The following is a 22349-nucleotide window of genomic DNA, read 5'->3' as shown; positions in this document are numbered from 1 at the left end:
CACCTTGCCCGCCGCAATGCGGGCAAGGCCGGGTCTCTCTTCAAGGTAAAAAACGTGGCCGGTTTCCTCATCAAGCGATTGCTGCAGGCGATTTTTGTCGTCATCGCCATCACCCTTCTCGTTTCCTTCGCCATTCGCCTCACCGGCGATCCGGCTGTCACCATGTTCCAGGGCGGCGGCAGCATGACGGAAGACGATCTGGCGCGCATCCGCGCGGCACTCGGCACCGACCGGCCGTTCTTCGTGCAATATTTCAGCTTCCTGAAGGGCCTCGTGACACTCGATTTCGGCCGCAGCTTCACCGGCAGCACGCCGGTCTCGCGCCTCATCGCCGATGCCCTGCCCGCCACGCTTTTGCTCGCCTTCATCTCCATGGCGGTGTCGATCGCGCTCTCCATCCCGCTCGGCATCAAGGCGGCGACCTCGCGCGGCAAGACGGCCGATCAGGTGATCCGCATCTTCTCGCTCATCGGCCTGTCCTTCCCGAACTTCTGGCTGGCGACGATGCTGGTGCTGCTGTTCTCCATCACGCTCGGCTGGCTGCCGCCCAGCGGCATGGGCGGTTTTGCCAGCTACATCATGCCATCGGTCACCATGGGTGTGATCCTCACCGCCACCAATGTCCGCCTCGTGCGTACCGCCATGCTGGACACGCTGCGCTCGCAATATGTCATGGTGGCGCGCGCCAAGGGCCTCAGCGAAAGCAAGGTTCTCTACAAACACGCGCTGCGCAACTGCGCCATTCCGCTCATCACCTATTTCGGCCTGCAATTCGGCGGGCTGCTCGGCGGCATCGTCGTTATCGAGCGCGTCTTCAACTGGCCGGGCCTCGGCACGCTGGCCTTCGATGCGGTCGGCGCGCGTGATTATCCCGTGCTTCAGGCCGTCATCACCGTGCTGTCGCTGATGATCGTCGGCATCAACCTTCTGGTCGATATCGCCTACGGGCTTGTCGATCCGCGCATTCGCACGGAGTAAGTGACGATGGCTGCCAAAACCTCGCGTTTCACGCGCTTCACCAATCTCGAATTCGTCCTAGGCGCGTTCCTCACGACAGTCATCTGCCTTGCCGTCGTCTTTTCCGACGTGCTGTTTCCGGGCGGGGCGGACAAGATCGACCTGATGGCGCGCCTTGCCAAGCCCTTCGCCAATGCCGCCCATCCGCTCGGCACCGATCCGCTGGGGCGTGACGTGCTCGCCCGTGTCGTCGCCGGCGGCAAGATTTCGCTGCTGGTCGGTTTCACCTCGGTCATCGGTGCTGTCATCTTCGGTGTCGCGGTCGGTCTGGTCGCCGGTTATTATCGCGGCTTCTGGGATATGCTGGTCATGCGCTTTGCCGATATCCAGCTCGCCATGCCCTTCATTCTTCTGGCCATCACCTTCATCGCCATCGTCGGCGGCAGCCTCACCAACACCATCATCCTGCTGATCATATCGCAATGGGTGCAATATGCCCGCCTCGTGCGCGGCTCGGTGCTGACGCTTCGGGAGCGGGAATTCATCCTTTCCGCCCGCGCCATCGGCGTGAAGGACTGGCGCATCATCCTCCAGCACCTGCTGCCGAACCTCATCGGGCCGGTCATCGTGCTGATGACGCTGAATGTCGCCAACAACATCCTGCTTGAAAGCAGCCTCACCTTCCTCGGCCTCGGCGTCGATCCGACCATTCCGAGCTGGGGCGGCATGCTGGCGGATGGCCGCACCTATTTGCAGACCGCCTGGTGGGTCAGCGTTTTCCCCGGCCTTGCCATCTTGCTGACAGTGCTTGGCCTCAACCTTCTCGGCGACTGGCTACGTGACAGCCTTGACCCAACAGGCAGAACCTCGAGGTAATCCAGATGAACCAGATTTTCGACCAGACCTTCGAGCGCACGCTGGATGCGCTTCTCGCCAATGCCGAGCCCGGCCAGTCCTTCGAGGCATGGACCTTCGATGACGCCAAAAGCCGCCGCGAGGCCGAAGAGAGGCTGAAGAAAAAAGGCGTCAGCGCCCGCATCCGCAGCGCCTACAAGCCGCTTCTCTTCACCTTTCTGGAAGAGATCAATCTGGATGGCGTCGACACCATCGAGGTGCGTTACCCCGTGCACGCCAACGCCCCCGCCAACCGTTTCCGGCTGGAGGCCTATCCGTTGGCGGCTCTGGTGGGCGATGCGAAGATCGATTTCATCGCCCGCGAGGACGACGCCTTCCATTATGACGTTACCCTGAGCCGTAATGGCAAGCAGGAAACCCTGAAGGTTCTGGCCCCAAACCGGGTTCATACCGATATCGTCGGCGAAACCAATGTCTCGCCGACCGGCTGGTTCCGGCCTGCCGGCAATGCTGCGGGCGAGCGGCTGGAGACGGATTACGAGCGGCTTTTCGAAGCGGCGATCCATGCCGTCGCCAACCACGGCTGGGGCGATGAGGAGCCCTATTTCGAGGAACTGAACATCCGCGTCGCGCATCCGGCCGAAGACCTGCCGCTTTCCGTCGGCGATGAGGTCGTCAGCCTGCGCGAGGCGCTGCACGAGGATTTCTATTTCTCGCTCCTGGAGTTCTTCCAGAAGAAATCCGGCCGGCCGTTGGGTGACCGGGGCCTGAAACCCGGCCAGATCGTGCCGGAAATCGTCAAGAGCGAAGGCGAAATCTCGCTGCGCATCGAGACCCGCGCGCTCACCACCGCCTTCCTCGATGGCGGCGAGCAGCCGATCGATACGGCCAGCGAACCGGTCGCGGCAGGCCAGCTCGCGAAGCTGCTTGAAGAGATCGGCGGCGAGGCCTTCGAGGCCCGCTCCCGCTCCGGCCGCATCCTTGCCGCCCGTTATGTCGCCGGCAGCGATGCCGCGGTGATGATCAGCGGCGGCCAGCACCCCAACGAGACGACAGGCATCGTCGGCGCCATCCGCGCCGCCCGCAAACTCGCGGAGCGCAAGGGCGCGCATTTCACCATCTCGCCACTGGAAAATCCTGACGGTTACGCCCTGCACCAGCGCCTGCGCGTCGACAATCCGCGCCACATGCATCACGCGGCGCGTTACACGGCGCTCGGCGACGATCTCGAATATCGCACGCGGGAAAATTCGGGCGCCCATCTCAATGAGAAGGCAATCCGCTTCAAGGCGCAGGAGATCAGCGGCGCCAGCCTGCATGTGAACCTGCACGGTTATCCCTCACATGAGTGGACCCGACCACTTTCCGGTTATGTGCCGCGCAATTTCGCCATGTGGACGCTGCCCAAGGGTTTCTTCCTCATCATCCGCCACCATGCGGATTGGGAAAGCCAGGCGGAAGCCCTGCTCGACAGGGTGACCCGCCATCTCGGCGCCATTCCCGGCCTGCTCGACTACAACAACCGCCAGATCGCGCTTTATGAAATTCATGCCGGCGAAACCGGTTTCCGCATCATCAACGGCTTTCCGTGCCTGTCGTCCGTGGACGATCGCCATACCGTGCCGATGACGCTGATCACCGAATATCCCGATGAAACGATCTATGGCGATGATTTCATCACCGGCCATACCGCGCAGATGGAAACGGTTCTATCCGCCTATGATGCCTGGCAGGAAATCCTGTCGCCGAAGGTGGCCTGATGGAACCGTCCTGAAACGGCAGCAGCGGGAAAAGGCGATAACAAGTCAAACCCGATCAAGCAGGAAGCGGAGCGGTTTTGCATGGTAAGGGCGTGAACCACAGGAGACCCCATGCCCGCTCTCGATAAGCTCATCTGGCAGATCGAAACCGATCTGCACAAGGACCTGACATTGACGGTCCTGTCCGATCGCTGCGCGATCAGCACACATCACATGTGCCGGTTGTTCCAGCTTTCCACCGGCCTGTCGATCATGTCCTATGTCCGGGCACGCCGCCTTTCCAGGGCGGCGGAAACCATCGCACGGTGTAATGGCGACATTCTCACCGCAGCACTTGATGCGGGATACGGGTCCCATGAGGCGTTCACGCGGGCCTTTGCGAATTATTTCAACACCTTACCAAGCACTGTTCGCAAGGCCCGATCAACCTCGTCCCTTGATCTCATGGAGCCTTTGAAAATGAAAAACGACATGTTCGTCGAAGTCCCGCCGCCGGAAATGCGCCGCGCCGATGCCTTTATGGTGGTGGGCCTCACCACCCCCTGCTCGCTGGAGAACAACAGCGCCATTCCCGCCCTGTGGCAACGCTTCAATCTGCGCGAAAGCGAAGTCGAGGAGGCCGTGTCGGGGGCTGCTTATGGTGTTTGCAGCGCCGCCGATGAGGCCGGTAACTGCACCTATCTTGCCGGCGTCCAGGCGCTCGCGAAAACCCCGGGCATGGATCATATCGAATTGCCCGCGCAATCCTATGCGGTCTTCACCCATAACGGCCATATCTCGGATCTTCCCCGAACGGTCTACACGATCTGGAACAAGGCGTTGCCCGATGCCGGGCTGAAAACCGCCCACTCTCCCGATTTCGAACGTTATGACCGGCGATTCGATGCCAAGACCGGGCGGGGAATCGTGGAAATCTGGATACCCGTCATCGCCTGAAATATCGGCCCGTGAAGACCATATGCCCCGGCCAGCCCTGGGGCATATGGTGAATTGGCGGCTGCCGAACAGGAGGCGGCTCGCCTATTTCGCTGGCGCGGCGGTGGTGGCGAGCTTCTGATCGCGCTGCTTCTGCAGCAGCTTCTTGCCCTTGCTGAGAATATGCAGATTGGCTGCATCGAGCTTGTTGTAACCCGCCTGAATAATATCGATATCGGCAACGTGGCCGATCGCCGCGAGCTTGTACATGACGTCGCCAACGGCCACGTCGATGCTGGGCGCCGGCGCGGCTGCGGCATCCTTTACGGCCGCCTGCAGGTCCTCTGCCGTTCCGCCCATGGCGTGATAGAGCGTGAGCGCCTTGCGCAGAAATGCCTCACGACGCTCGATCCTGTTGTTGAGCATATTCTCCCCGACGCGATTGCGCATCAGCTCAACAGCTTTATTCTGATATTCGCCCATCAAGACACCAAATAAAGTTCCAAAATATGCTTGGCGAGACTACGAACAATCCCCTTAGAACTGGTTAAGGCATTGGTTTCGTCTCCACATCGTCACTATCCCGCGTTGAGTTTGCGCGAAACTGTTCTCATCGAGAAAACCCGTATCTTTGCGGTGGCGGCCGCAGTGTCCGCCATCGTTTTGGGCCTCAAGCCGGAATGAGTGACGGCGGTGCGAAGGCGGCCGGGGCTCATATGCCAGGGCGTGGCGAGCGATCGACAGGGGGAACCAATGCGCGGATATTGATAACCGTCAGGTTATCTATTACCCCCCTTATTTCATTTTACTTTGGCCCTTTCCCTCATCACTCTGGCAAGTCTGGATCGGTGGATGGGAGCCACGGATCAACTGGGAGGAAATCATGAAATTTCGGATCACCGTCGCAATCGCGGCCATCTGCTTCAGCACTGCCGCCTATGCCGAGACGATCAAGGTCGGCGTGGTCGGTCCGTTCTCCGGCCCGTTTGCGTTGCAGGGCAAGAACTTCAAGGCCGGCATCGACGCCTGGTTTGCCCTTCATGGCAATAAGGTCGGCGATGACACGGTCGAGGTCGTCTATCGCGATGTGCCGCAGGCCGATCCGGCGCAATCCAAGGCGCTGGCGCAGGAACTGGTGGTGAAGGAAGGCGTGCAATATCTCGCTGGCTTCTATTTCACCCCTGATGCCATGGCCGTCACGCCGCTTCTGAAACAGGGCAATGTGCCGATGGTCATCATGAATGCCGCCACCTCGGCCATCGTGACCAAGAGCCCCTATGTGGTGCGCACCTCTTTCACCACCTGGCAGACCTCCACCCCCATCGCCAAGGTGGCCTTTGATGGCGGCGTGAAGAAGGTCATTTCGCTGGTCAGCGATTACGGCCCGGGCGTCGATGCCGAAAACGCCTTCAAGGCGGCCTTCACCGCCGCCGGCGGCGAGGTGGTGGAAACCATCCGCATGCCGCTCTCCACCAATGATTTCAGCCCGATCATGCAGCGCGTGAAGGATTCCGGCGCGCAGGGCGTCTTCGCCTTCCTGCCGTCGGGCCCGACCACGCTCGGCTTCGTCAAGGCCTTCAACGATAACGGTCTGAAATCCGCAGGCGTCAAGCTCTTCGCACCGGGTGACCTTACCCAGGAATCCGACCTGCCGGCGTTGGGCGAAGCCGCACTCGGCATGCAGACGACCTTCCATTACGCCGTCTCGCATGATTCGCCCGAGAACAAGACCTTCGTGGAAGCCGCCGCCAAGGCGATCGGCAATCCCAAGGAACTGTCCTTCCCCGCAGTCGGCGCCTATGACGGCATGTATGTCATCAGCAAGATGATCGAGGCCACCGGCGGCAAACAGGATGCGGAAAAGGCGGTGGACGCGGTGAAGGGCCTGTCCTGGACAAGCCCGCGCGGCCCTGTCAGCATCGATCCGGAAAGCCGCCACATCACACAGAACATCTATCTGCGTGAAGTGGCCAAGGCGGATGACGGCAGCTATTACAACAAGGAAGTCCAGACTTTCGAAAAGCAGGGCGATCCGGGCCTCGCCGCCGCGAAGTAACCGGCGACACGGGCCTCGCCGCCACAATAGCGGCCATTCTTGAAACGGTCGAACCGCCCCTATGGCGGTTCGGTTCCGGCCCGGATGGGCATCGTTGCACCGGGAGGAGTTTTTTCAGCATGCAGACGGTCTTCAGCATCCTCATCGATGCACTTGCCTATGGCATGGTCCTGTTCATCATCTCCATTGGCCTTTCGGTGACGATGGGGCTGATGCGGGTTGTCAATCTGGCGCATGGCGCTTTCGCCATGATCGGCGGTTATCTCGCCTCCTATGCCGCCCATGGCCTCGGCCTCGGTTATGCGGCGGCGATCCTCGTCGCCATCGTCGGCACCATCGTCATCGCCATTCCGCTTGAGCGTTTCCTCTATCGCCGCATCTATGGCGCACCGGAGCTGACGCAGGTGCTGATGACCATCGGCATCACCTTTTGCATCATCGGCATCGCCAATTTCGTTTTCGGCCCGACGCTGAAGACCATTCCGCTGCCGCAGCAGCTGGCCGGCCCCACCGATCTCGGCTTCCGCACCATCGCCACCCACCGCATCTTCGCCATTGCCTGCGGTCTTGCCGTGGCAGGCGCCCTGTGGTTCACCTTCGAAAAGACCGCCTTCGGCATCAAGCTGCGGGCGGCGGTCGATAATGCCGCCATGGCGGCGGCACTCGGCGTGCGCACGGAGATCATCTATGCCGTCAGCTTCGCCATCGCCGTCGGCCTTGCCGCCATGGGCGGCGTCATCGGCGCGGAACTGCTGCCGGTCGAACCCTATTATGCGCTGCGCTACATGGTCACCTTCCTCGTGGTGGTTTCGGTCGGCGGCGCGGGCTCCATTCCCGGCGCGCTGATCGCCTGCCTGCTGCTCGGCGCCATCGATACGACCGGGCGGTATCTTGCTCCGGAATATGGCGAATTCTTCTTTTATCTGGCGGTCATCGTGATCATCACGCTGTTCCCGCGCGGCCTTCTCGGAAGGGCGAAATGAGATGGCGGTGCTCATGAACGACATGACTGAAACGGCAGAGATCCCGAAGGCGCGCTCGCCGCTGCGCACGCTTGCGGGGCCGCTCCTCATCATTGCCGCCGCCATTGCCGGTTATTACCTGTTTCCGGATAATCTGGCGCTTCTGACCCGCATCATCGCCATTGCGCTCCTGGTACTGTCGATCGATCTCGTTACCGGTTATTGCGGCGTCGCCACGCTTGGCCATGCCGCCCTGTTCGGCGCGGGCGCTTATGCCGCCGGCATCGCCGCCGCCCATTTCGAGATCACAGACCCGCTTTTGATGACCGTGATCGGCGCCGCTGCGGGCGGCGTGGCCGGGCTGCTTTCCGGCACGGTGCTGCTGCGCGCCCACGGCCTGCCGCAGCTGGTGCTTTCCATCGCCGTCATCCATTTGTTCCATGAGGCGGCCAACAAGGCATCCAGCTGGACAGGCGGCAGCGACGGGCTTGCCGGTGTCTCCCCCGACGCCCTGTTCGGAACCTTCGAATTCGATCTCTTCGGCCGCACCGCCTATATTTACGGCGTCTGTCTGCTGCTCCTCGTTTTCCTCGCCCTCAGGGTCGTGGTCAATTCGCCCTTCGGCATGTTGTGCCGCGGCGTCAAGCAGGACAGCATCCGCATTCAGGCCATGGGCGGCGCCGTCAACGGCACGATTTTGAAGATGTTCGTGATATCGGGCATCGTCGCCGGCATTGGCGGCGCGCTCAACGCCATTTCCACCCAGGTCGTCGGCCTCGACAGCCTCAGCTTCACGCTTTCGGCCGAGGGGCTGGTCATGCTGGTGCTCGGCGGCGCGGGTTCGCTTTACGGCGCGCTGATCGGCACCGTCACCTTCATGTGGTTCGAGGATGTCGTTTCCGCCGCCAATCCTTTCCACTGGCTCACCATTGTCGGTCTGCTGCTGATCGCCGTCGTGCTCTTCGCACCACGCGGGCTTTACGGCGCGGGTGAACAGATCATTGCGCGCCTGCGGGGAGATCGCAAATGAGCGCCATATTCGAAGTCTCCGGCCTCAAGAAAAATTTCGGCGGCCTCGTCGTCACCAATAATGTCTCGCTGTCGCTTTCGCCGGGAGACCGCACGGTGCTGATCGGCCCCAACGGCGCCGGCAAAACCACTTTCGTCAATCTCGTCACCGGCAACATCAAACCCTCGGCCGGCACGGTGCGCATCGCCGGCGAGGACGTGACAGGCCTCAGCGCCAGCCAGCGGGTGAAGCGCGGCCTCGTGCGCTCCTTCCAGGTCACCCGGCTGTTTCAGGACATGACGCCGGAGGAACATGTGGCGCTCGCCATTCTCCAGCGTGAAGGCAAGACGGGCCGGATTTTCGGCCGTTACCGCGCCATGCCTGCGGTGATGAGCGAAGCCCGCGATATTCTCGGCACGCTCGGCCTTCTGGCGCTTGCCGAAACAAGGGTGCGCGAAATCGCCTATGGCCAGCAGCGGCTGATCGAGATCGCGCTTGCCATGGCGCTTCGCCCGAAAATCCTGCTGCTCGACGAACCGGCCGCTGGCGTGCCCTCCACGGAAACGGCGCGCATCGAACAGGCGCTCGACCGGCTTCCGTCTGACCTCGCGATCCTGATGATCGAGCACGACATGGATCTCGTCTTCCGTTTCGCCAAGCGCGTGGTCGTTCTGGCCGCCGGCGCCGTCATCTTCGACGGTTCGCCTGATGATGTCACCAGCAATGCGGAAGTCCGCCAAGCTTATCTCGGAAGTTACGCCAATGCCCGCAGCGCCGCTTGAAATCGTCAACCTCACCGCCGGTTATGGCCCGACAAGGGTCATCGAGGGCCTGTCGCTTTCCGTGCCCTCGGGCTCGCGTTTTGCCGTGCTCGGCCGCAACGGCGTCGGCAAGACCAGCCTTTTTGCCACGCTGGCCGGCCAGACGAAACGTTTTGCCGGCGATATCCGCATCGGCGGGCAGGACATCGCCGCTTTGCCGAGTGCTGCCCGCGCCAAAGCCGGCCTCGGTTACGTGCCGCAAACGCGGGACGTCTTCCCGACGCTGACCGTCGAGGAAAACCTCTTCGTCGGCCTCAAGACCCGGCCGAAATCTGCGATCGAGGAAGCCTACACGCTGTTTCCGCGCCTCAAGGAGCGCCGCCGCAATCTCGGCTCGCAGCTTTCCGGCGGCGAACAGCAGATGCTCTCCACCGCCCGCACCATTCTCGGTCAGCCGCGCGTGCTGCTGCTCGACGAACCGCTCGAAGGCCTCGCCCCCGTCATCTGCGAGGAACTGATGGCCGCCTTCTCCAAACTCGCCCAATCCGGCGAAATGACCATTCTCCTCGTCGAACAGCGCATCCAGATGGCCATCGACTTCGCCGACCACGCCATCATCATGGAACGCGGCCGCATCGTCTGGGAAGGGCCGTCGAGCGAGCTTTCGGAGAATCCGGGCATTATCGACACGCATCTCGGGGTTGGCGGACTGCACTGAGCCACCCTCACCCTCATTCCTGTGCCTGTCACAGGAATCCAGCCAGCCCAAGTCCTTGGGCTGAAAGGACTCTCTCGCCGCGCAGACGCGCGTCGGCTGGATCCCCGTGACATCCTCGGGCTTGTTCCGGGGAACAGGGATGAGGTGAGTGTGTGGCGACCGTCGGTGGCTTGGTCACAAGGCGTGGGTCACAGGCCATGCAGATGAGCAGATACATCATCCCAATCCGGATTTGTGCTTTCAATCAGATTGAGCTTCCATTGCCGAGGCCATTTCTTGATCGTTTTTTCGCGCGTGATCGCGCTCGTCAAGAGGTCGTATTCCTCGAACCACACGAGCGTCTTTACGCCATATCGTGACGTAAATCCGGGCGTTAGTTCATTCTGATGTTCGAATATTCTATTGGGCAAATCCTTCGTAACGCCAGTATAGAGCGTTCCGTTTCGCTTGGATGCTAAAATATAAACGTAGCCTTTCATGTAAATGAACGTGCATCTTTCCTTAATGCTTCGCAAGGTCGAATTATATCCTCCCCTCATTCCTGTGCTTGTCACAGGAATCCAGTCAGCCCAAGTCCTTGGGCTGGAAGGAGACCCTCCCCGCCGCGCAGACGCGCGACGGCTGGATCCCTGTGACAAGCACAGGGATGGGGGGGGTGTGCGGGTCAGCCTGCGTCCATCAAAAACCCACCCATGTCTCATTTCCCCGCCCCTTAAAAAAACCCAATGGAATAAAAATTCCATTGCAGTTAAACTGCACACGATTTCAGTCTGCATAAGGGAACGACAATGACGGCAATCGAGGCGCCAGATTCGGTGAAGGCTTTTGAGGAGCGCTTGCTCCAGGTCGCGGAGGGCCTGCCGAAGCGGTTGCGGCAATGTGCCGATTATGTCGCCTCCAATCAGGACCGGATCGCCGTTTCCACCGTCGCCGAAATGGCGGATGGGGCGGGTGTGCAGCCTTCGGCCTTCATGCGGTTTTGCCAGATCATGGGCTTTTCCGGCTTTTCGGAAATGCAGCGCCTGTTCCGTGATTCCTATGTCGGCGGCTGGCCGGATTATGCCACGCGGCTCGACCATCTGCGGGAAAAGGGCGACGAGAGCGCCTCCGGCCTGCTGGCGGAATTCGTGGAGGCCGGCCGGTCCTCGCTGGAAATGCTGCTGAAGTCGGTCGATACACGCCAGCTTGACGAGGCGGTTTCGGCGCTGGCCGGCGCGCGCACCGTCCACATTGTCGGTTTGCGGCGTTCTTTCCCCATCGCCAGTTACCTTGCCTATGCCTTCGAGAAAATGAAGGTTCCGGCGGTTCTGCACAGCGCGGTCGGCGGGCTCGGCAATATCAGCGCCATTTCCCGCGACGACGCGCTGATCGCGATCACCTTCTCGCCCTATTCCACTGAGACGCTGGAACTGGCGGAGAACGCCCGCGCCAACGGCATTCCGGTCGTGGCGCTTTCCGATTCCGCCGTCAATCCGCTCCGGAAATCCGGTGCGACGCTGCTGACCGTCACCGAGATCGATTTCGGCGCGTTCCGCTCGCTTTCGGCCACGCTCTGTCTCGCCATCACGCTGGCGGTTGCTGTGGGAACTCGCAAGACGGCCTGAATATTTTTATTGAAAATGGAAAAAATAGAATTTATGATCCAAATCCATGAAACGGGCATTCCATCATCGTCCGTCTCGTGACGGGTGACAGTGGGCGGAGGAGGCCCGCCGGAGCGGGATGGCGAAAGGTGCGGGCGGCTTCGCCCGGTGTCGCTCCAAACATATGAGGCAGGCCGCCGCAACGGGCGGCCCGAAGGAGGAACCTTTTGAAAAAACTTGATCTCATCACGATCGGGCGCTCGTCTGTCGACCTTTACGGTTCGCAGGTCGGCGGCCGTCTGGAGGACATGGCCTCCTTTGCCAAATATATTGGCGGCTCCCCCACCAATATCGCCGCCGGCGCTGCCCGGCTGGGTCTCAACAGCGCCGTCATCACCCGCGTTGGCGATGAGCATATGGGCCGCTTCATCCGCGAGCAGCTGGTGCGCGAAGGCGTCGATGTGCGCGGCGTCAAGACCGACCCGGAGCGGCTGACCGCGCTGGTGCTGCTCGGCATTCGCGACCAGAACCAGTTTCCGCTGATCTTCTATCGCGAAAACTGTGCCGACATGGCGCTCAGCGAAGACGACATCGATCCCGCCTTCATTGCCGAGGCCGGCTGCGTCTGCGCCACCGGCACGCATCTGTCGCATCCAAGAACGGAAGCGGCGGTGCTGAAGGCGCTGAAACTCGCCCGCGAAAATGGCGCGAAGACCGCGCTCGATATCGATTACCGGCCCAATCTCTGGGGTGTGGCCGGCCATGGCGATGGCGAAAGCCGTTTCGTCGAATCGCAGAAGGTCACCGCCAAGCTGCAATCCACCCTGCATCTGTTCGACTTGATCGTCGGCACGGAAGAGGAATTCCACATTGCCGGCGGCTCCACCGATACGCTCACCGCGTTGAAGGCCGTGCGCAAGGTTTCGAACGCGACGCTGGTGTGCAAGCGCGGGCCGATGGGTGCTTCGGTTTTCGCCGGCGATATTCCTGCCAGCCTCGATGATGGCGAGACGGGCGAAGGGTTCCCGATTGAGGTCTTCAACGTTCTCGGTGCAGGTGACGGCTTCATGGCCGGGCTGTTCCGTGGCTGGCTGCGTGGCGAAGACTGGCCGACAACGCTGAAATACGCCAATGCCTGCGGCGCCTTCGCCGTCTCCCGCCATGGCTGCACGCCGGCCTATCCGAGCTGGGAAGAGCTGCAATATTTCTTCAAGGCCGGCATCCGCAACAAGGCGCTGCGCAAGGACGAGGCGCTGGAGCAGGTGCACTGGTCCACCAACCGCAAGGGCGACTGGGAGACGATGCGCGTCTTCGCTTTCGACCACCGCATGCAGCTGGAAGCGATCGCCGACGAACTTGGCGTCAAGCACGAGCAGATCGGTGCTTTCAAGACGCTCTGCCTTCAGGCCGCACAGAAGGTTTCCGGTGGTGAGCCGGGTTACGGCATTCTCTGCGACGGCCGCCTTGGCCGCGACGCCCTGTTTGCCGCCAGCGGCTCCGGCCTCTGGATCGGCCGTCCGGTGGAATGGCCGGGCTCGCGCCCGCTGACGCTGGAACCCGATCTCGGTAAGGATTTCGGCGGTCTTTCCGAATGGCCGCTTGAAAATGTCGTCAAGGTTCTGTGTTTCTATCATCCCGACGATACGGACGACATGCGCGCCGCGCAGGAAGAGACCGTCATGCGTCTGTTCCAGGCAACACGCCGCAACCGGCTGGAAATGCTGCTGGAGGTCATTCCCTCCAAGGTCGGTCCGACCGACGACCTTACCGCCGCCCGCATCGTCGAGCGTTTCTATGAGATCGGCGTCTATCCCGACTGGTGGAAGCTGGAGCCGATGAAGACCCGTGCCGCGTGGAAGAACGCCTGCGACGCCGTGCATCGCAACGATCCTTATGTGCGCGGCATCGTCGTTCTCGGTCTCGACGCGCCGCAAAGCGAGTTGGAAGAGAGCTTCCGCCTTGCCGCCGGTTTCGATCTGGTCAAAGGTTTCGCCGTTGGCCGCACGATTTTCGTGGATGCCGCCCGCAACTGGCTCGGTGGCAGGATGACCGATGAGGAAGCGGTCAGGGATATGGCGCAGCGCTATACCAGCCTGTGCCGCATTTGGGATGAGGCGCGCGCCAAAAAGGGAGAGGCAGCGTGAAGACAATCAGATTGACGGCTGCGCAGGCCATGGTTCGTTACCTGGCAGCGCAGATGAATGAGCATGGCGAAACCTATATCGCCGGCATGTGGGCCATTTTCGGCCATGGCAATGTCGCCGGCATCGGCGAAGCGCTTTATGGCATCCGCGACGAACTGCCGACCTATCGCGGCCAGAACGAGCAATCCATGGCCCATGCGGCCATTGCCTATTCGAAGCAGCTGCGCCGCAGACGCGCCATGGCGGTCACCTCCTCCATCGGCCCGGGTGCGGCCAATATGGTGACAGCGGCAGCGCTGGCGCATGTCAACCGCCTGCCTGTGCTGCTGATCCCCGGCGATGTCTTCGCCAATCGCGGCCCCGATCCCGTGCTGCAGCAACTCGAAGATTTCGGCGACGGCACCATGACGGTGAATGACTGCTTCCGCCCGGTCAGCCGGTATTTCGACCGTATCATGCGGCCGGAACAGTTGCTGACGGCCCTTCCCCGCGCCATGCGCACCATGACGGACCCGGCCGATTGCGGCCCCGTCACGCTCGCCTTCTGCCAGGATGTGCAGGCGGAAGCCTATGATTACCCCGAAAGTTTCTTCGAAAAGCGGGTCTGGCGTCAGCGCCGTCCCGAGCCGGATGTCGTGGAATTCGAAGAAGCGGTCGCGGCGCTGAAGGCGGCGAAGAACCCTGTTATCGTTGCCGGCGGCGGCGTTCATTTTGCCGGCGCAACCGAGACGCTGAAGCGCTTTGCCGAAACGCACTCCATCCCCGTCGTGGAAACGCAGGCCGGTAAATCGGCATTGGCCTGGGATCACGATCTCAATTTCGGCCCTGTTGGCGTTACCGGTGCGGAAAGCGCCAATATCATCAGCGAGAAGGCCGATCTGGTCTTCGGTGTCGGCACCCGTTTTCAGGATTTCACCACCGGCTCCTGGGCGCTGTTCAAGAACCCAAGCCGCAGGATCCTGGCGCTCAACGTCCAGCCCTATGACAGCGCCAAGCACGATGCGATCAGCCTGACGGCCGATGCCAAGATCGGGCTTGAAAAGCTCTCCGCAGCGCTTGGCAGCCACCGTTTCGCGGCGCCCAATGCCGGCCTGAAAGCTGCATGGTTTGAAAAGGCCGATGCCGATACGGCGGCGCCGGGCGAGGACAATGCCAACAGCCTGCCCACCGACATGCAGGTGATCGGCGCCGTACAGCGCCAGTCGCGTGACAATACCGTCGTCATGTGCGCGGCAGGCACCATGCCGGGCGAACTTCACCAGCTGTGGAAATCCAAGCTGCCGCTCTCCTATCACATGGAATATGGCTTCTCCTGCATGGGTTATGAGGTGGCCGGCGGTCTCGGTATCAAGATGGCGGAACCGGACCGGGATGTGATCGTCATGGTCGGCGACGGCTCCTACATGATGATGAATTCCGAGCTTGCCACATCGGTCGCCATGGGCGTGAAGATCACCCTCGTCATCACCGACAACAGGGGTTACGGCTGCATCAACCGCCTGCAGATGGAAACCGGCGGCGCGGAGTTCAACAACCTCTACGCCCACACCAACGTCAACCCCATCGCCATCGATTTCGTGGCCCATGCCGGCTCGATGGGGGCGGATGCACGCAAGGTCTCCACCATTTCCGAGTTGGAAGAGGCGCTTGCCGCCGCCCGCGCCTCCAGCCGCACCACCGTCATCGTCATCGATACCGACCCTTACCCGACGCCGCAGGCCGGCGGTCACTGGTGGGATGTCGCGGTGCCTGAAGTGTCCGACCGCGCCGAAATCGGCCCGGCCCGCGCCCGTTATGAAAACCATGTCAAGGAAAGACAGTAAGATGATCCGTTACGGTACCAACCCGATTGCCTGGTCCAACGACGACGACCGCACGCTGGGCGCGCATATCAGCCTCGAACAATGCCTTGATGAAACCGCGAAGATCGGTTTCGACGGCATCGAAAAAGGCCACAAGTTCCCGACGGAGCCGGAAGGCCTGAAGGGCGTGCTTTCGCCGCGCGGCCTCTCCTTCGTCTCCGGCTGGCATTCGCTGAACCTTCTGACCGATGACATCGAATCCGAAAAGAAGGCGATGCAGCCAGCGCTTGATCTCTTGAAGGCCATGGGCTCGAAGGTCATCATCGTCTGCGAGACCTCCAATGCCATCCATGGTGCCGATGACACGGCGCTGGTCGACCGTCCGCGCCTTGCGGCCGAGGACTGGGCGAAATTCGGCGCGGGCGTCGAGGCGCTGGCCGCCTTTGCCGCAGAACAGGGCATCACCCTCGTTTATCACCACCACATGGGAACGGTGGTGGAGAGCGAAGAGGAAATCGACCTCCTGATGAAACACACCGGCCCGAAGACGCATCTGCTGCTCGATACCGGCCATTGCCTGTTCGGCGGCGGCGATCCCGTGCGCGTCGCGCAGAAATATATGGGCCGCGTCGGCCACATCCATGCCAAGAATGTGCGTCCCGTCATCGCCGATCAGGTGCGCAACGAGCGGCTCTCCTTCCTCGAGGGCGTTCGCCGTGGCGTGTTCACCGTGCCCGGCGACAGCGAAGGCGGCGTGAACTTTCCGCCGGTGCTGAAGGTGGCGGCCGAGCATGGTTACAGCGGCTGGCTGGTAATCGAGGCCGAACAGGACCCTGACGTGCGCAACCCGTTCGAATATCAGAGCCTCGGGCTGAAATCGCTGAAGGCTTTTGCGCGCGAGGCGGGGCTGGATAAGGCCGAGGCTGCTTGAGGCCCTTCTGCCTTAGGCAGTGGAAGCCTGAAGCTCCTCCTCCCTCATTCCTGTGCTTGTCACAGGAATCCAGCCGACGCGCGTCTGCGCGGCGGAAAGACTCCTCTCAGCCCAAGGACTTGGGCTGGCTGGATCCCTGTGACAAGCACAGGGATGAGGGAAACGCGGGAATAGCCGCCCGATAAATTGAACGACACACCAAAAAGGAACACCACCATGACCTCACTTCTGCGCAAGCCGGTCGCGACCAGCGGCAAGGTGCACGACATCACGCCCCAAAGCGCGGATTGGGGTTATGTCGGTTTCGGCCTCTACCGCCTGAAGCCGGGCGAAACGGCGGCGGAAAACACCGGCGATACGGAAGTCATCCTCGTACTGGTCGAAGGCAAGGCGACGATTTCCGCAGGCGGGAAGGATTTCGGTGAACTCGGCGACCGCATGAATGTGTTCGAGCGCAAGCCGCCGCATTGCGTCTACGTTCCGGCCGGCTCAGAATGGTCGCTGACGGCCACGACGGATTGCACCGTCGGCGTCTGCACCGCGCCCGGCGAAAAAGGCAGCCGCGAGGCGCAGCAGATCGGCCCCAATGGCGTGCAGCTGACCGAACGCGGCAAGGGCGCCAATACGCGTTACATCTTCCCCATCGCCATGGAAGAGCGTGACGTGGCCGACAGCCTGCTGGTGACTGAAGTCTTCACGCCGTCGGGCAACTGGTCGTCCTATCCGCCGCACCGGCATGATGAGGATAACTATCCCGATATGACCTATCTGGAAGAGACCTATTATCATCGCCTCAACCCGGCGCAGGGTTTCGGCTTTCAGCGGGTCTTCACCGAAGACGGCTCGCTGGATGAGACCATGGCGGTGGCGGATGGCGATGTCGTGCTGGTGCCCAAGGGTCACCACCCCTGCGGCGCGCCCTATGGTTACGAGATGTATTACCTGAACGTGATGGCGGGACCGATGCGCAAATGGCGCTTTAAGAACCATCCGGATCATGACTGGATTTTCAAGCGGGATAATCCCTGAGAAGCACGACGTCCCTCATTCCTGTGCTTGTCACAGGAATCCAGCCGACGCGCGTCTGCGCGGCGGGGAGAGTCTTCCCAGCCCACGGACTTGGGCTGGCTGGATCCCTGTGACAAGCACAGGGATGAGGGCGGAGGGGCTTTGTTTCGCCTGCCACATTTCAATAAACGCTCAATACGTTGATTTCATTATAAAACTCTCGGGAGGAAAATACCATGGCCGCTCTTGGCGTGGGCCTTATCGGCACCGGTTACATGGGCAAATGCCACGCGCTGGCGTGGAACAACGTCACCAGCGTCTTCGGCGATGTGGAACGCCCCCGCCTCGTGACGCTCGCGGAAGTCAAGCCGGAGCTGGCGGCGAAGAAAGCCGCCGAGTTCGGTTTTGCCCGCTCGACAGGCAACTGGCGCGACCTGCTTTCCGATCCGGAGATCGACGTCATCTCGGTCACCACGCCCAACGCCTTTCACCCGGAAATGGCGATTGCCGCCCTCGAGGCAGGCAAACATGTCTGGTGCGAAAAACCGATGGCGCCCGCCTTCACTGACGCGGTGAGGATGCGCGACGCCGCCCGCCGGTCCGGCAAGGCGGCGGCGATGGGTTACAACTATATTCAGAACCCCGTCATCCGCCATATCCGCCGCCTGATCGACGAAGGCGCGATCGGCAAGGTCTATCACGTCCGCGCCGAAATGGACGAGGACTTCATGGCCGACGCCACCCAGCCCTTCTACTGGAAGAGCGAGGCCTCCTCCGGTTACGGCGCGCTGGATGATTTTGCCGTGCATCCGCTGTCGCTGCTCTATGCCCTGTTCGGCCACGCACAAAGCGCCATCACCGACATGGTGAAGCCTTACGAGACCCGCCCGCTGGCCGGCGGCGGCGAGCGCGCCGTCGAGACGCATGATCTCGCCAGCGTGCTGCTGAAGCTCGAAGGCGGCATTTCCGCCGTGCTCATCGCCAACCGCTCCGCCTGGGGCCGCAAGGGCCGCATCGCCATCCAGATTTATGGCTCCACCGGCTCGATCCTGTTCGATCAGGAGCGGATGAACGAATTCCAGCTCTACACCACGGATGGACGCGCGGAAGAACAGGGTTTCAGAACCATCCTCACCGCCCCCCATCACAAGCCCTATGACCGCTTCATCCCCGCCCCCGGCCACGGCCTCGGTTTCAACGACCTCAAGGTCATCGAATGCCGGGAACTGATCGCGGCAATTGAGGGGAAAAAGGCCCATATCATCGATTTCGAGGAAGGGCTGAAGATCGAGCGCAGCATTCATGCCATGGCCCGTTCCTTCGCCGAAGGGCGCTGGGTGGGAAGCGCCGAGATTGCGGAATAACACCGGCGCGAAAGCAGGCTCAGGCCGGCGTCATTACCGGGAGGCAGTCGCTTTCACGCTGTCACCCGGTTTATACCTTCGCCACACCATGGTTCCCCCTCGGGAACTCCGAAGCCAGCGCGCTGTACCATTTGCCGCTGTTTTTCAGCGTGCGCAGTTGCGTATCATAATCCACATGCACGAGGCCGAAGCGCATGCGATAGCCCTCGGCCCATTCGAAATTATCCATCAGGCTCCAGGCGAAATAGCCGCGCATCGGGTAACCGTCGCGGATGAGATCGGCGACGATGCCGAGATGTTCGGCATAATAATCGAGACGCGGCTGATCGTTCACCTCGCCATTTTCGACGCCCATATTATAGCAGGCGCCGTTTTCGGTGATGTAGCATTCCGGCAGGTCGTAACGCTTGTAGAGGGTCTCGACCAGCGATTGGAGCGCCGGGGCGTAAACCTCCCAGCCGATATCGGTCTTCACCGCGCTGACCGCCGGAGCCGGCGTGGTGGCGGGAAATTCCGCGCCCTGCGTCGCATCGTCGGCAACCCGCATCGGCGTGTAATAATTCAGCCCCCACCAGTCGAGCTTCTGGCTGATGATGGCGAGGTCTTCCGCCTCCACCACAGGCATGCGATCGCCCAGCGCTTCCATCATCCCGGCCGGATATTCGCCCTTGAAGACCGGATCGAAAAACGCGCCGTTGTGGAACTGGAAGGCCCTTTCGGCCGCCTTCAGATCGGCCTCGCTGTCGGAAGCGGGAATGACGGAATGGGCGTTCAGCACCAGCCCCACCGGCACCTTCGGCGCGACATGGTGGGAGGCTTCCACGCCGAAACCATGGGCGAGATTGATATGATGCATGGCGGCAAGGGCCGCTTCCATGTTGCGTTCGCCCGGCGCGTGAATGCCGTAGAGATGGCTGAGCCACACCGCGCACCAGGGTTCGTTGAAGGTCGCCACCGCATCCAGCCGGTCACCGAGACGGGCCATGACGGTTTTTGCATAACGCTGGAAGGCGTGCGCGGTGGAGCGCGAGGCCCAGCCGCCGTCGCCCATCAGCGTCAGCGGCAGATCCCAATGGTAAAGCGTCGCATAGGTCTTGATGCCACGCGCCTTGCAGCCATCAACGAGGCGGTCGTAGAAATCCAGACCCTTTTCGTTGATCGGCCCAAAACCATCGGGAATGATGCGCGGCCAGGCGATGGAGAAACGATAGGCCTCGACACCCATCTCCTTGATGAGATCGAGATCCTCTTCCCAGCGATTGTAATGATCGCAGGCGATATCGCCGTTATGACGCCCGAAGACATGGCCCGGCATGTTGCAGAAGGCATCCCAGATGGACGGTTTGCGGCCATCCGCTTTCGTGGAGCCCTCGATCTGGAACGAGGCGGTCGCGACACCGAACAGGAAATCGCCGGGGAAACGGGCTGCAAGCGCTTGGGGATCGGTCATCGGAGAGGCCCTTTCGTCATCCATCGAGCGTGAAAAGATCAGCAGCGGTTTAGACCATGTCGTCTGCGAGGTACAGTCGGGTGACAAGGAATCTACAACGTTTCAGGCTGCGCAGTTAACAAGTCCAAAGCGCTTTGCATGGGTAGATGCCGCCGCGACGGTTTTGCCGGCGGCGCTGGGCATCGGCCCGGCGAATGCGGGTGGGATGGGATGTGGTGAAAGTTGTTGCACTCACCGGGCCGCATCATCAGGACCGCGATAACGGCCCATCGGTCCTAGTCTTTTCACGGCACCTATCGGATCGGTCCTTCCCGCCTCTGGCCAGACGGAATGCTTTTCCGAAACACGGTCTGCCAGAACCATGCTTGTCGATGCCGGCCTCCGGTTCGCGAAAGACGCCGCGCGTATCGCCCTTCCGTTCCGGTTGCGGGAAGAATGATGCGGCGGAAATGGCCGGCGGGGATGGGAGGGAACGTATTTTTCGGGAAGTGACTGAAAAGTAAGGAGTGGCGGTGTGGAATTGCCCTCGCCTTTGGGAAGAGATGGCGAGCAGGCCCCCTCATCCGGCCCTTCGGGCCACCTTCTCCCCGGCCGGGGAGAAGAAATGTGCAGTGACCGCCGCATATTCTCAGGAGAGGTCGCTTTGGGCAAAGAGCGCCCCGCTTGTTCTTCTCCCCGCCGGGGAGAAGTGCCGGAGCGAAGCGAGGCGATGAGGGGGCAACGCTGCCCTTGCCCCCAATGCGCGCATCAAACGTAACGATTGACCACGTTTTCGAGATATTCCTGACGACCGGACTTCGGCTCGGGATTGATATCCTCGCGCTCCACCAGTGCGGCGATCTCCTCGAGCTTCAGCTCGCCACGCAGCATCTTCTGCGCCTCGGCAGAATCCCATTTGGCGTAACGTTCGGAAAGCGGCTTCGACAGCGCGCCGTCCTCGATCATCTTCGCCGCCGCCTTCAGGCCACGGGCGCAGCAATCCATGCCGCCAATATGGCCGATCAGCAGGTCCTGCGGGTCGAGCGACTGGCGGCGCAGCTTGGAATCGAAGTTGGTGCCGCCATTCTTGAAGCCGCCACCGGCGAGAACATGGTAATAGGCAAGCGCCATTTCCGGCACGTTATTGGGGAACTGGTCGGTGTCCCAGCCGGACTGGTAATCGTTGCGGTTCATGTCGATGGAGCCGAAAATGCCGAAGGCATTGGCCATTGCGAGCTCATGCTCGAAGGAATGGCCGGCAAGAATGGCGTGGCCCTGCTCGATATTGACCTTCACTTCCTTTTCCAGCCCGTTCTTCTGCAGGAAGGCGTAAACGGTGGCGACGTCGTAGTCATACTGGTGCTTGGTCGGCTCCTGCGGCTTCGGCTCGATCAGGATCGTGCCTTCGAAACCGATCTTGTATTTATATTCCACCACCAGGTTGAGGAAACGGCCGAGCTGGTCGAGTTCACGCGACAGATCGGTGTTGAGCAGCGTTTCGTAACCTTCGCGGCCGCCCCACAGAACATAATTCGCGCCACCGAGCTTCTTGGTGGCATCCATGCAGGTCTTCACCGTGGCGGCGGAGAAGGCGAAGACATCCGGGTCCGGATTGGTTGCCGCACCCGACATGAAGCGGCGGTTGGAGAAGAGGTTGGCCGTGCCCCACAGAAGCTTCACGCCGGTATCGGCCTGCTTCTCAGCAAAATAATCGACGATCTCGTTGAGGTTCTTCGTGTTCTCGGCGAAGTTTTTGCCTTCCGGGCGCACATCGGCGTCATGGAAGCAATAAAACGGCGAACCGAGCAGCGAGAAGAATTCGAAAGCCACATCGGCCTTCAGCTTGGCGGCCTGCATCGTATCTTCGAACCAGGGGCGCTGGAAGGTCTGGCCGCCGAAGGGGTCACCGCCCGGCCAGGTGAAGGTGTGCCAATAGGCGACCGCAAAACGCAGGTGATCTTCCATGCGCTTGCCGGCGACGATCTCGTCGGGATTGTAATGGCGGAAGGCCAGCGGATTGGTGCTGTCGGGGCCTTCATATTTGATCTTGGCGATATCGCCGAAGAAACCTGTGCTCATGGTGGTCCTCCTCTTG

Annotated in this window: 19 protein-coding genes; 15 read left to right on the top strand and 4 right to left on the bottom strand. The window is 61.3% G+C overall.

Annotated elements, in window-relative coordinates; translation table 11 throughout:
* The first annotated feature begins 54 nt into the window (after positions 1–54).
* The 4 genes from AC5YUO_RS23810 (at position 55) to AC5YUO_RS23795 (ending at position 4508) form a co-directional block, all read left to right on the top strand.
* Entirely contained in the window at positions 55–978 is a 924-nt protein-coding gene (locus AC5YUO_RS23810; protein ID WP_006316568.1) for an ABC transporter permease, read from the top strand.
* Positions 979–984: 6 nt separating this feature from the next.
* Positions 985–1833: an ABC transporter permease gene (locus AC5YUO_RS23805; protein ID WP_496155497.1), complete on the top strand. Its 849-nt coding sequence runs from the start codon at positions 985–987 to the stop codon at positions 1831–1833.
* Positions 1834–1838: 5 nt separating this feature from the next.
* A complete protein-coding gene (locus AC5YUO_RS23800; RefSeq protein ID WP_496155496.1) occupies positions 1839–3572 on the top strand; it encodes a M14 family metallopeptidase in 1734 nt (577 codons plus the stop codon).
* A gap of 111 nt (positions 3573–3683) precedes the next feature.
* Complete coding sequence (locus tag AC5YUO_RS23795; RefSeq protein WP_496155495.1) at positions 3684–4508, top strand: AraC family transcriptional regulator; 825 nt, start codon at positions 3684–3686, stop codon at positions 4506–4508.
* Between the two features lie 84 nt (positions 4509–4592).
* On the opposite strand, the gene AC5YUO_RS23790 is transcribed toward AC5YUO_RS23795, so the two are convergent.
* Positions 4593–4970, bottom strand: coding sequence for a hypothetical protein (locus AC5YUO_RS23790; protein WP_400820978.1), 378 nt, complete (start codon positions 4968–4970; stop codon positions 4593–4595).
* 400 nt (positions 4971–5370) lie between these two features.
* Here AC5YUO_RS23790 and AC5YUO_RS23785 point away from each other — a divergent pair, with 400 nt between their 5' ends.
* The 5 genes from AC5YUO_RS23785 to AC5YUO_RS23765 all read left to right on the top strand — a co-directional run bounded on the left by AC5YUO_RS23785 (position 5371) and on the right by AC5YUO_RS23765 (position 9993).
* Positions 5371–6543 (top strand): ABC transporter substrate-binding protein, encoded by a 1173-nt coding sequence (locus AC5YUO_RS23785; RefSeq protein ID WP_496155494.1) that lies wholly within the window; start codon positions 5371–5373, stop codon positions 6541–6543.
* A gap of 119 nt (positions 6544–6662) precedes the next feature.
* Positions 6663–7526, top strand: a complete 864-nt coding sequence (locus AC5YUO_RS23780; protein WP_004445147.1) for a branched-chain amino acid ABC transporter permease — start codon at positions 6663–6665, stop codon at positions 7524–7526.
* A 1-nt stretch (position 7527) separates the two neighbouring features.
* Positions 7528–8535, top strand: a complete 1008-nt coding sequence (locus AC5YUO_RS23775) for a branched-chain amino acid ABC transporter permease (RefSeq protein ID WP_496155493.1) — start codon at positions 7528–7530, stop codon at positions 8533–8535.
* Positions 8532–9296: an ABC transporter ATP-binding protein gene (locus AC5YUO_RS23770; protein ID WP_496155492.1), complete on the top strand. Its 765-nt coding sequence runs from the start codon at positions 8532–8534 to the stop codon at positions 9294–9296. The genes AC5YUO_RS23775 and AC5YUO_RS23770 overlap by 4 nt, the downstream gene beginning before the upstream one ends.
* Positions 9277–9993, top strand: a complete 717-nt coding sequence (locus AC5YUO_RS23765; RefSeq protein WP_496155491.1) for an ABC transporter ATP-binding protein — start codon at positions 9277–9279, stop codon at positions 9991–9993. The genes AC5YUO_RS23770 and AC5YUO_RS23765 overlap by 20 nt, the downstream gene beginning before the upstream one ends.
* Before the next feature lie 188 nt (positions 9994–10181).
* Here the strand turns inward: AC5YUO_RS23765 and AC5YUO_RS23760 are convergent, their stop codons facing one another.
* The gene (locus AC5YUO_RS23760) at positions 10182–10472 is read right to left on the bottom strand and encodes a GIY-YIG nuclease family protein (RefSeq protein WP_496155490.1); all 291 of its coding nucleotides are present in this window, start codon (positions 10470–10472) and stop codon (positions 10182–10184) included.
* 309 nt (positions 10473–10781) lie between these two features.
* Here AC5YUO_RS23760 and AC5YUO_RS23755 point away from each other — a divergent pair, with 309 nt between their 5' ends.
* From AC5YUO_RS23755 to AC5YUO_RS23730, 6 genes are all read left to right on the top strand, one after another.
* Positions 10782–11597 (top strand): MurR/RpiR family transcriptional regulator, encoded by an 816-nt coding sequence (locus AC5YUO_RS23755; RefSeq protein WP_496155489.1) that lies wholly within the window; start codon positions 10782–10784, stop codon positions 11595–11597.
* 206 nt (positions 11598–11803) lie between these two features.
* The gene (locus AC5YUO_RS23750; RefSeq protein WP_496155488.1) at positions 11804–13720 is read left to right on the top strand and encodes a bifunctional 5-dehydro-2-deoxygluconokinase/5-dehydro-2-deoxyphosphogluconate aldolase; all 1917 of its coding nucleotides are present in this window, start codon (positions 11804–11806) and stop codon (positions 13718–13720) included.
* The gene (iolD, locus tag AC5YUO_RS23745) at positions 13717–15543 is read left to right on the top strand and encodes a 3D-(3,5/4)-trihydroxycyclohexane-1,2-dione acylhydrolase (decyclizing) (protein ID WP_496155487.1); all 1827 of its coding nucleotides are present in this window, start codon (positions 13717–13719) and stop codon (positions 15541–15543) included. Before AC5YUO_RS23750 ends, iolD begins: the two co-directional genes overlap by 4 nt.
* Before the next feature lies 1 nt (position 15544).
* Positions 15545–16453, top strand: a complete 909-nt coding sequence (iolE, locus tag AC5YUO_RS23740) for a myo-inosose-2 dehydratase (protein WP_400820789.1) — start codon at positions 15545–15547, stop codon at positions 16451–16453.
* A 216-nt stretch (positions 16454–16669) separates the two neighbouring features.
* Positions 16670–17482: a 5-deoxy-glucuronate isomerase gene (gene iolB, locus AC5YUO_RS23735; RefSeq protein WP_448733030.1), complete on the top strand. Its 813-nt coding sequence runs from the start codon at positions 16670–16672 to the stop codon at positions 17480–17482.
* Positions 17483–17697: 215 nt separating this feature from the next.
* The gene (locus tag AC5YUO_RS23730) at positions 17698–18825 is read left to right on the top strand and encodes a Gfo/Idh/MocA family protein (RefSeq protein ID WP_496155486.1); all 1128 of its coding nucleotides are present in this window, start codon (positions 17698–17700) and stop codon (positions 18823–18825) included.
* Positions 18826–18895: 70 nt separating this feature from the next.
* On the opposite strand, the gene AC5YUO_RS23725 is transcribed toward AC5YUO_RS23730, so the two are convergent.
* Both AC5YUO_RS23725 and xylA read right to left on the bottom strand, forming a co-directional pair.
* Positions 18896–20275, bottom strand: coding sequence for a GH1 family beta-glucosidase (locus AC5YUO_RS23725; RefSeq protein WP_496155485.1), 1380 nt, complete (start codon positions 20273–20275; stop codon positions 18896–18898).
* Positions 20276–21022: 747 nt separating this feature from the next.
* Positions 21023–22333 carry a xylose isomerase gene (gene xylA / locus AC5YUO_RS23720; RefSeq protein WP_496155484.1) on the bottom strand — a complete coding sequence of 437 codons (1311 nt, stop codon included), beginning with the start codon at positions 22331–22333 and terminating at the stop codon, positions 21023–21025.
* Positions 22334–22349 lie beyond the last annotated feature (16 nt).

This window comes from Agrobacterium sp. LEGMi-208b (assembly GCF_059511785.1).
This window is presented reverse-complemented; position numbering and strand designations above follow the sequence as displayed.

Bases quoted from the DNA above. Each gene is read 5' to 3' on its own strand.
- AC5YUO_RS23805 (WP_496155497.1), top strand. From the start codon at position 985: ATGGCTGCCAAAACCTCGCGTTTCACGCGCTTCACCAATCTCGAATTC.
- AC5YUO_RS23800 (WP_496155496.1), top strand. From the start codon at position 1,839: ATGAACCAGATTTTCGACCAGACCTTCGAGCGCACGCTGGATGCGCTT.
- AC5YUO_RS23795 (WP_496155495.1), top strand. From the start codon at position 3,684: ATGCCCGCTCTCGATAAGCTCATCTGGCAGATCGAAACCGATCTGCAC.
- AC5YUO_RS23790 (WP_400820978.1), bottom strand. From the start codon at position 4,970: ATGGGCGAATATCAGAATAAAGCTGTTGAGCTGATGCGCAATCGCGTC.
- AC5YUO_RS23785 (WP_496155494.1), top strand. From the start codon at position 5,371: ATGAAATTTCGGATCACCGTCGCAATCGCGGCCATCTGCTTCAGCACT.
- AC5YUO_RS23780 (WP_004445147.1), top strand. From the start codon at position 6,663: ATGCAGACGGTCTTCAGCATCCTCATCGATGCACTTGCCTATGGCATG.
- AC5YUO_RS23775 (WP_496155493.1), top strand. From the start codon at position 7,528: ATGGCGGTGCTCATGAACGACATGACTGAAACGGCAGAGATCCCGAAG.
- AC5YUO_RS23770 (WP_496155492.1), top strand. From the start codon at position 8,532: ATGAGCGCCATATTCGAAGTCTCCGGCCTCAAGAAAAATTTCGGCGGC.
- AC5YUO_RS23765 (WP_496155491.1), top strand. From the start codon at position 9,277: ATGCCCGCAGCGCCGCTTGAAATCGTCAACCTCACCGCCGGTTATGGC.
- AC5YUO_RS23760 (WP_496155490.1), bottom strand. From the start codon at position 10,472: ATGAAAGGCTACGTTTATATTTTAGCATCCAAGCGAAACGGAACGCTC.
- AC5YUO_RS23755 (WP_496155489.1), top strand. From the start codon at position 10,782: ATGACGGCAATCGAGGCGCCAGATTCGGTGAAGGCTTTTGAGGAGCGC.
- iolE (WP_400820789.1), top strand. From the start codon at position 15,545: ATGATCCGTTACGGTACCAACCCGATTGCCTGGTCCAACGACGACGAC.
- iolB (WP_448733030.1), top strand. From the start codon at position 16,670: ATGACCTCACTTCTGCGCAAGCCGGTCGCGACCAGCGGCAAGGTGCAC.
- AC5YUO_RS23730 (WP_496155486.1), top strand. From the start codon at position 17,698: ATGGCCGCTCTTGGCGTGGGCCTTATCGGCACCGGTTACATGGGCAAA.
- AC5YUO_RS23725 (WP_496155485.1), bottom strand. From the start codon at position 20,275: ATGACCGATCCCCAAGCGCTTGCAGCCCGTTTCCCCGGCGATTTCCTG.
- xylA (WP_496155484.1), bottom strand. From the start codon at position 22,333: ATGAGCACAGGTTTCTTCGGCGATATCGCCAAGATCAAATATGAAGGC.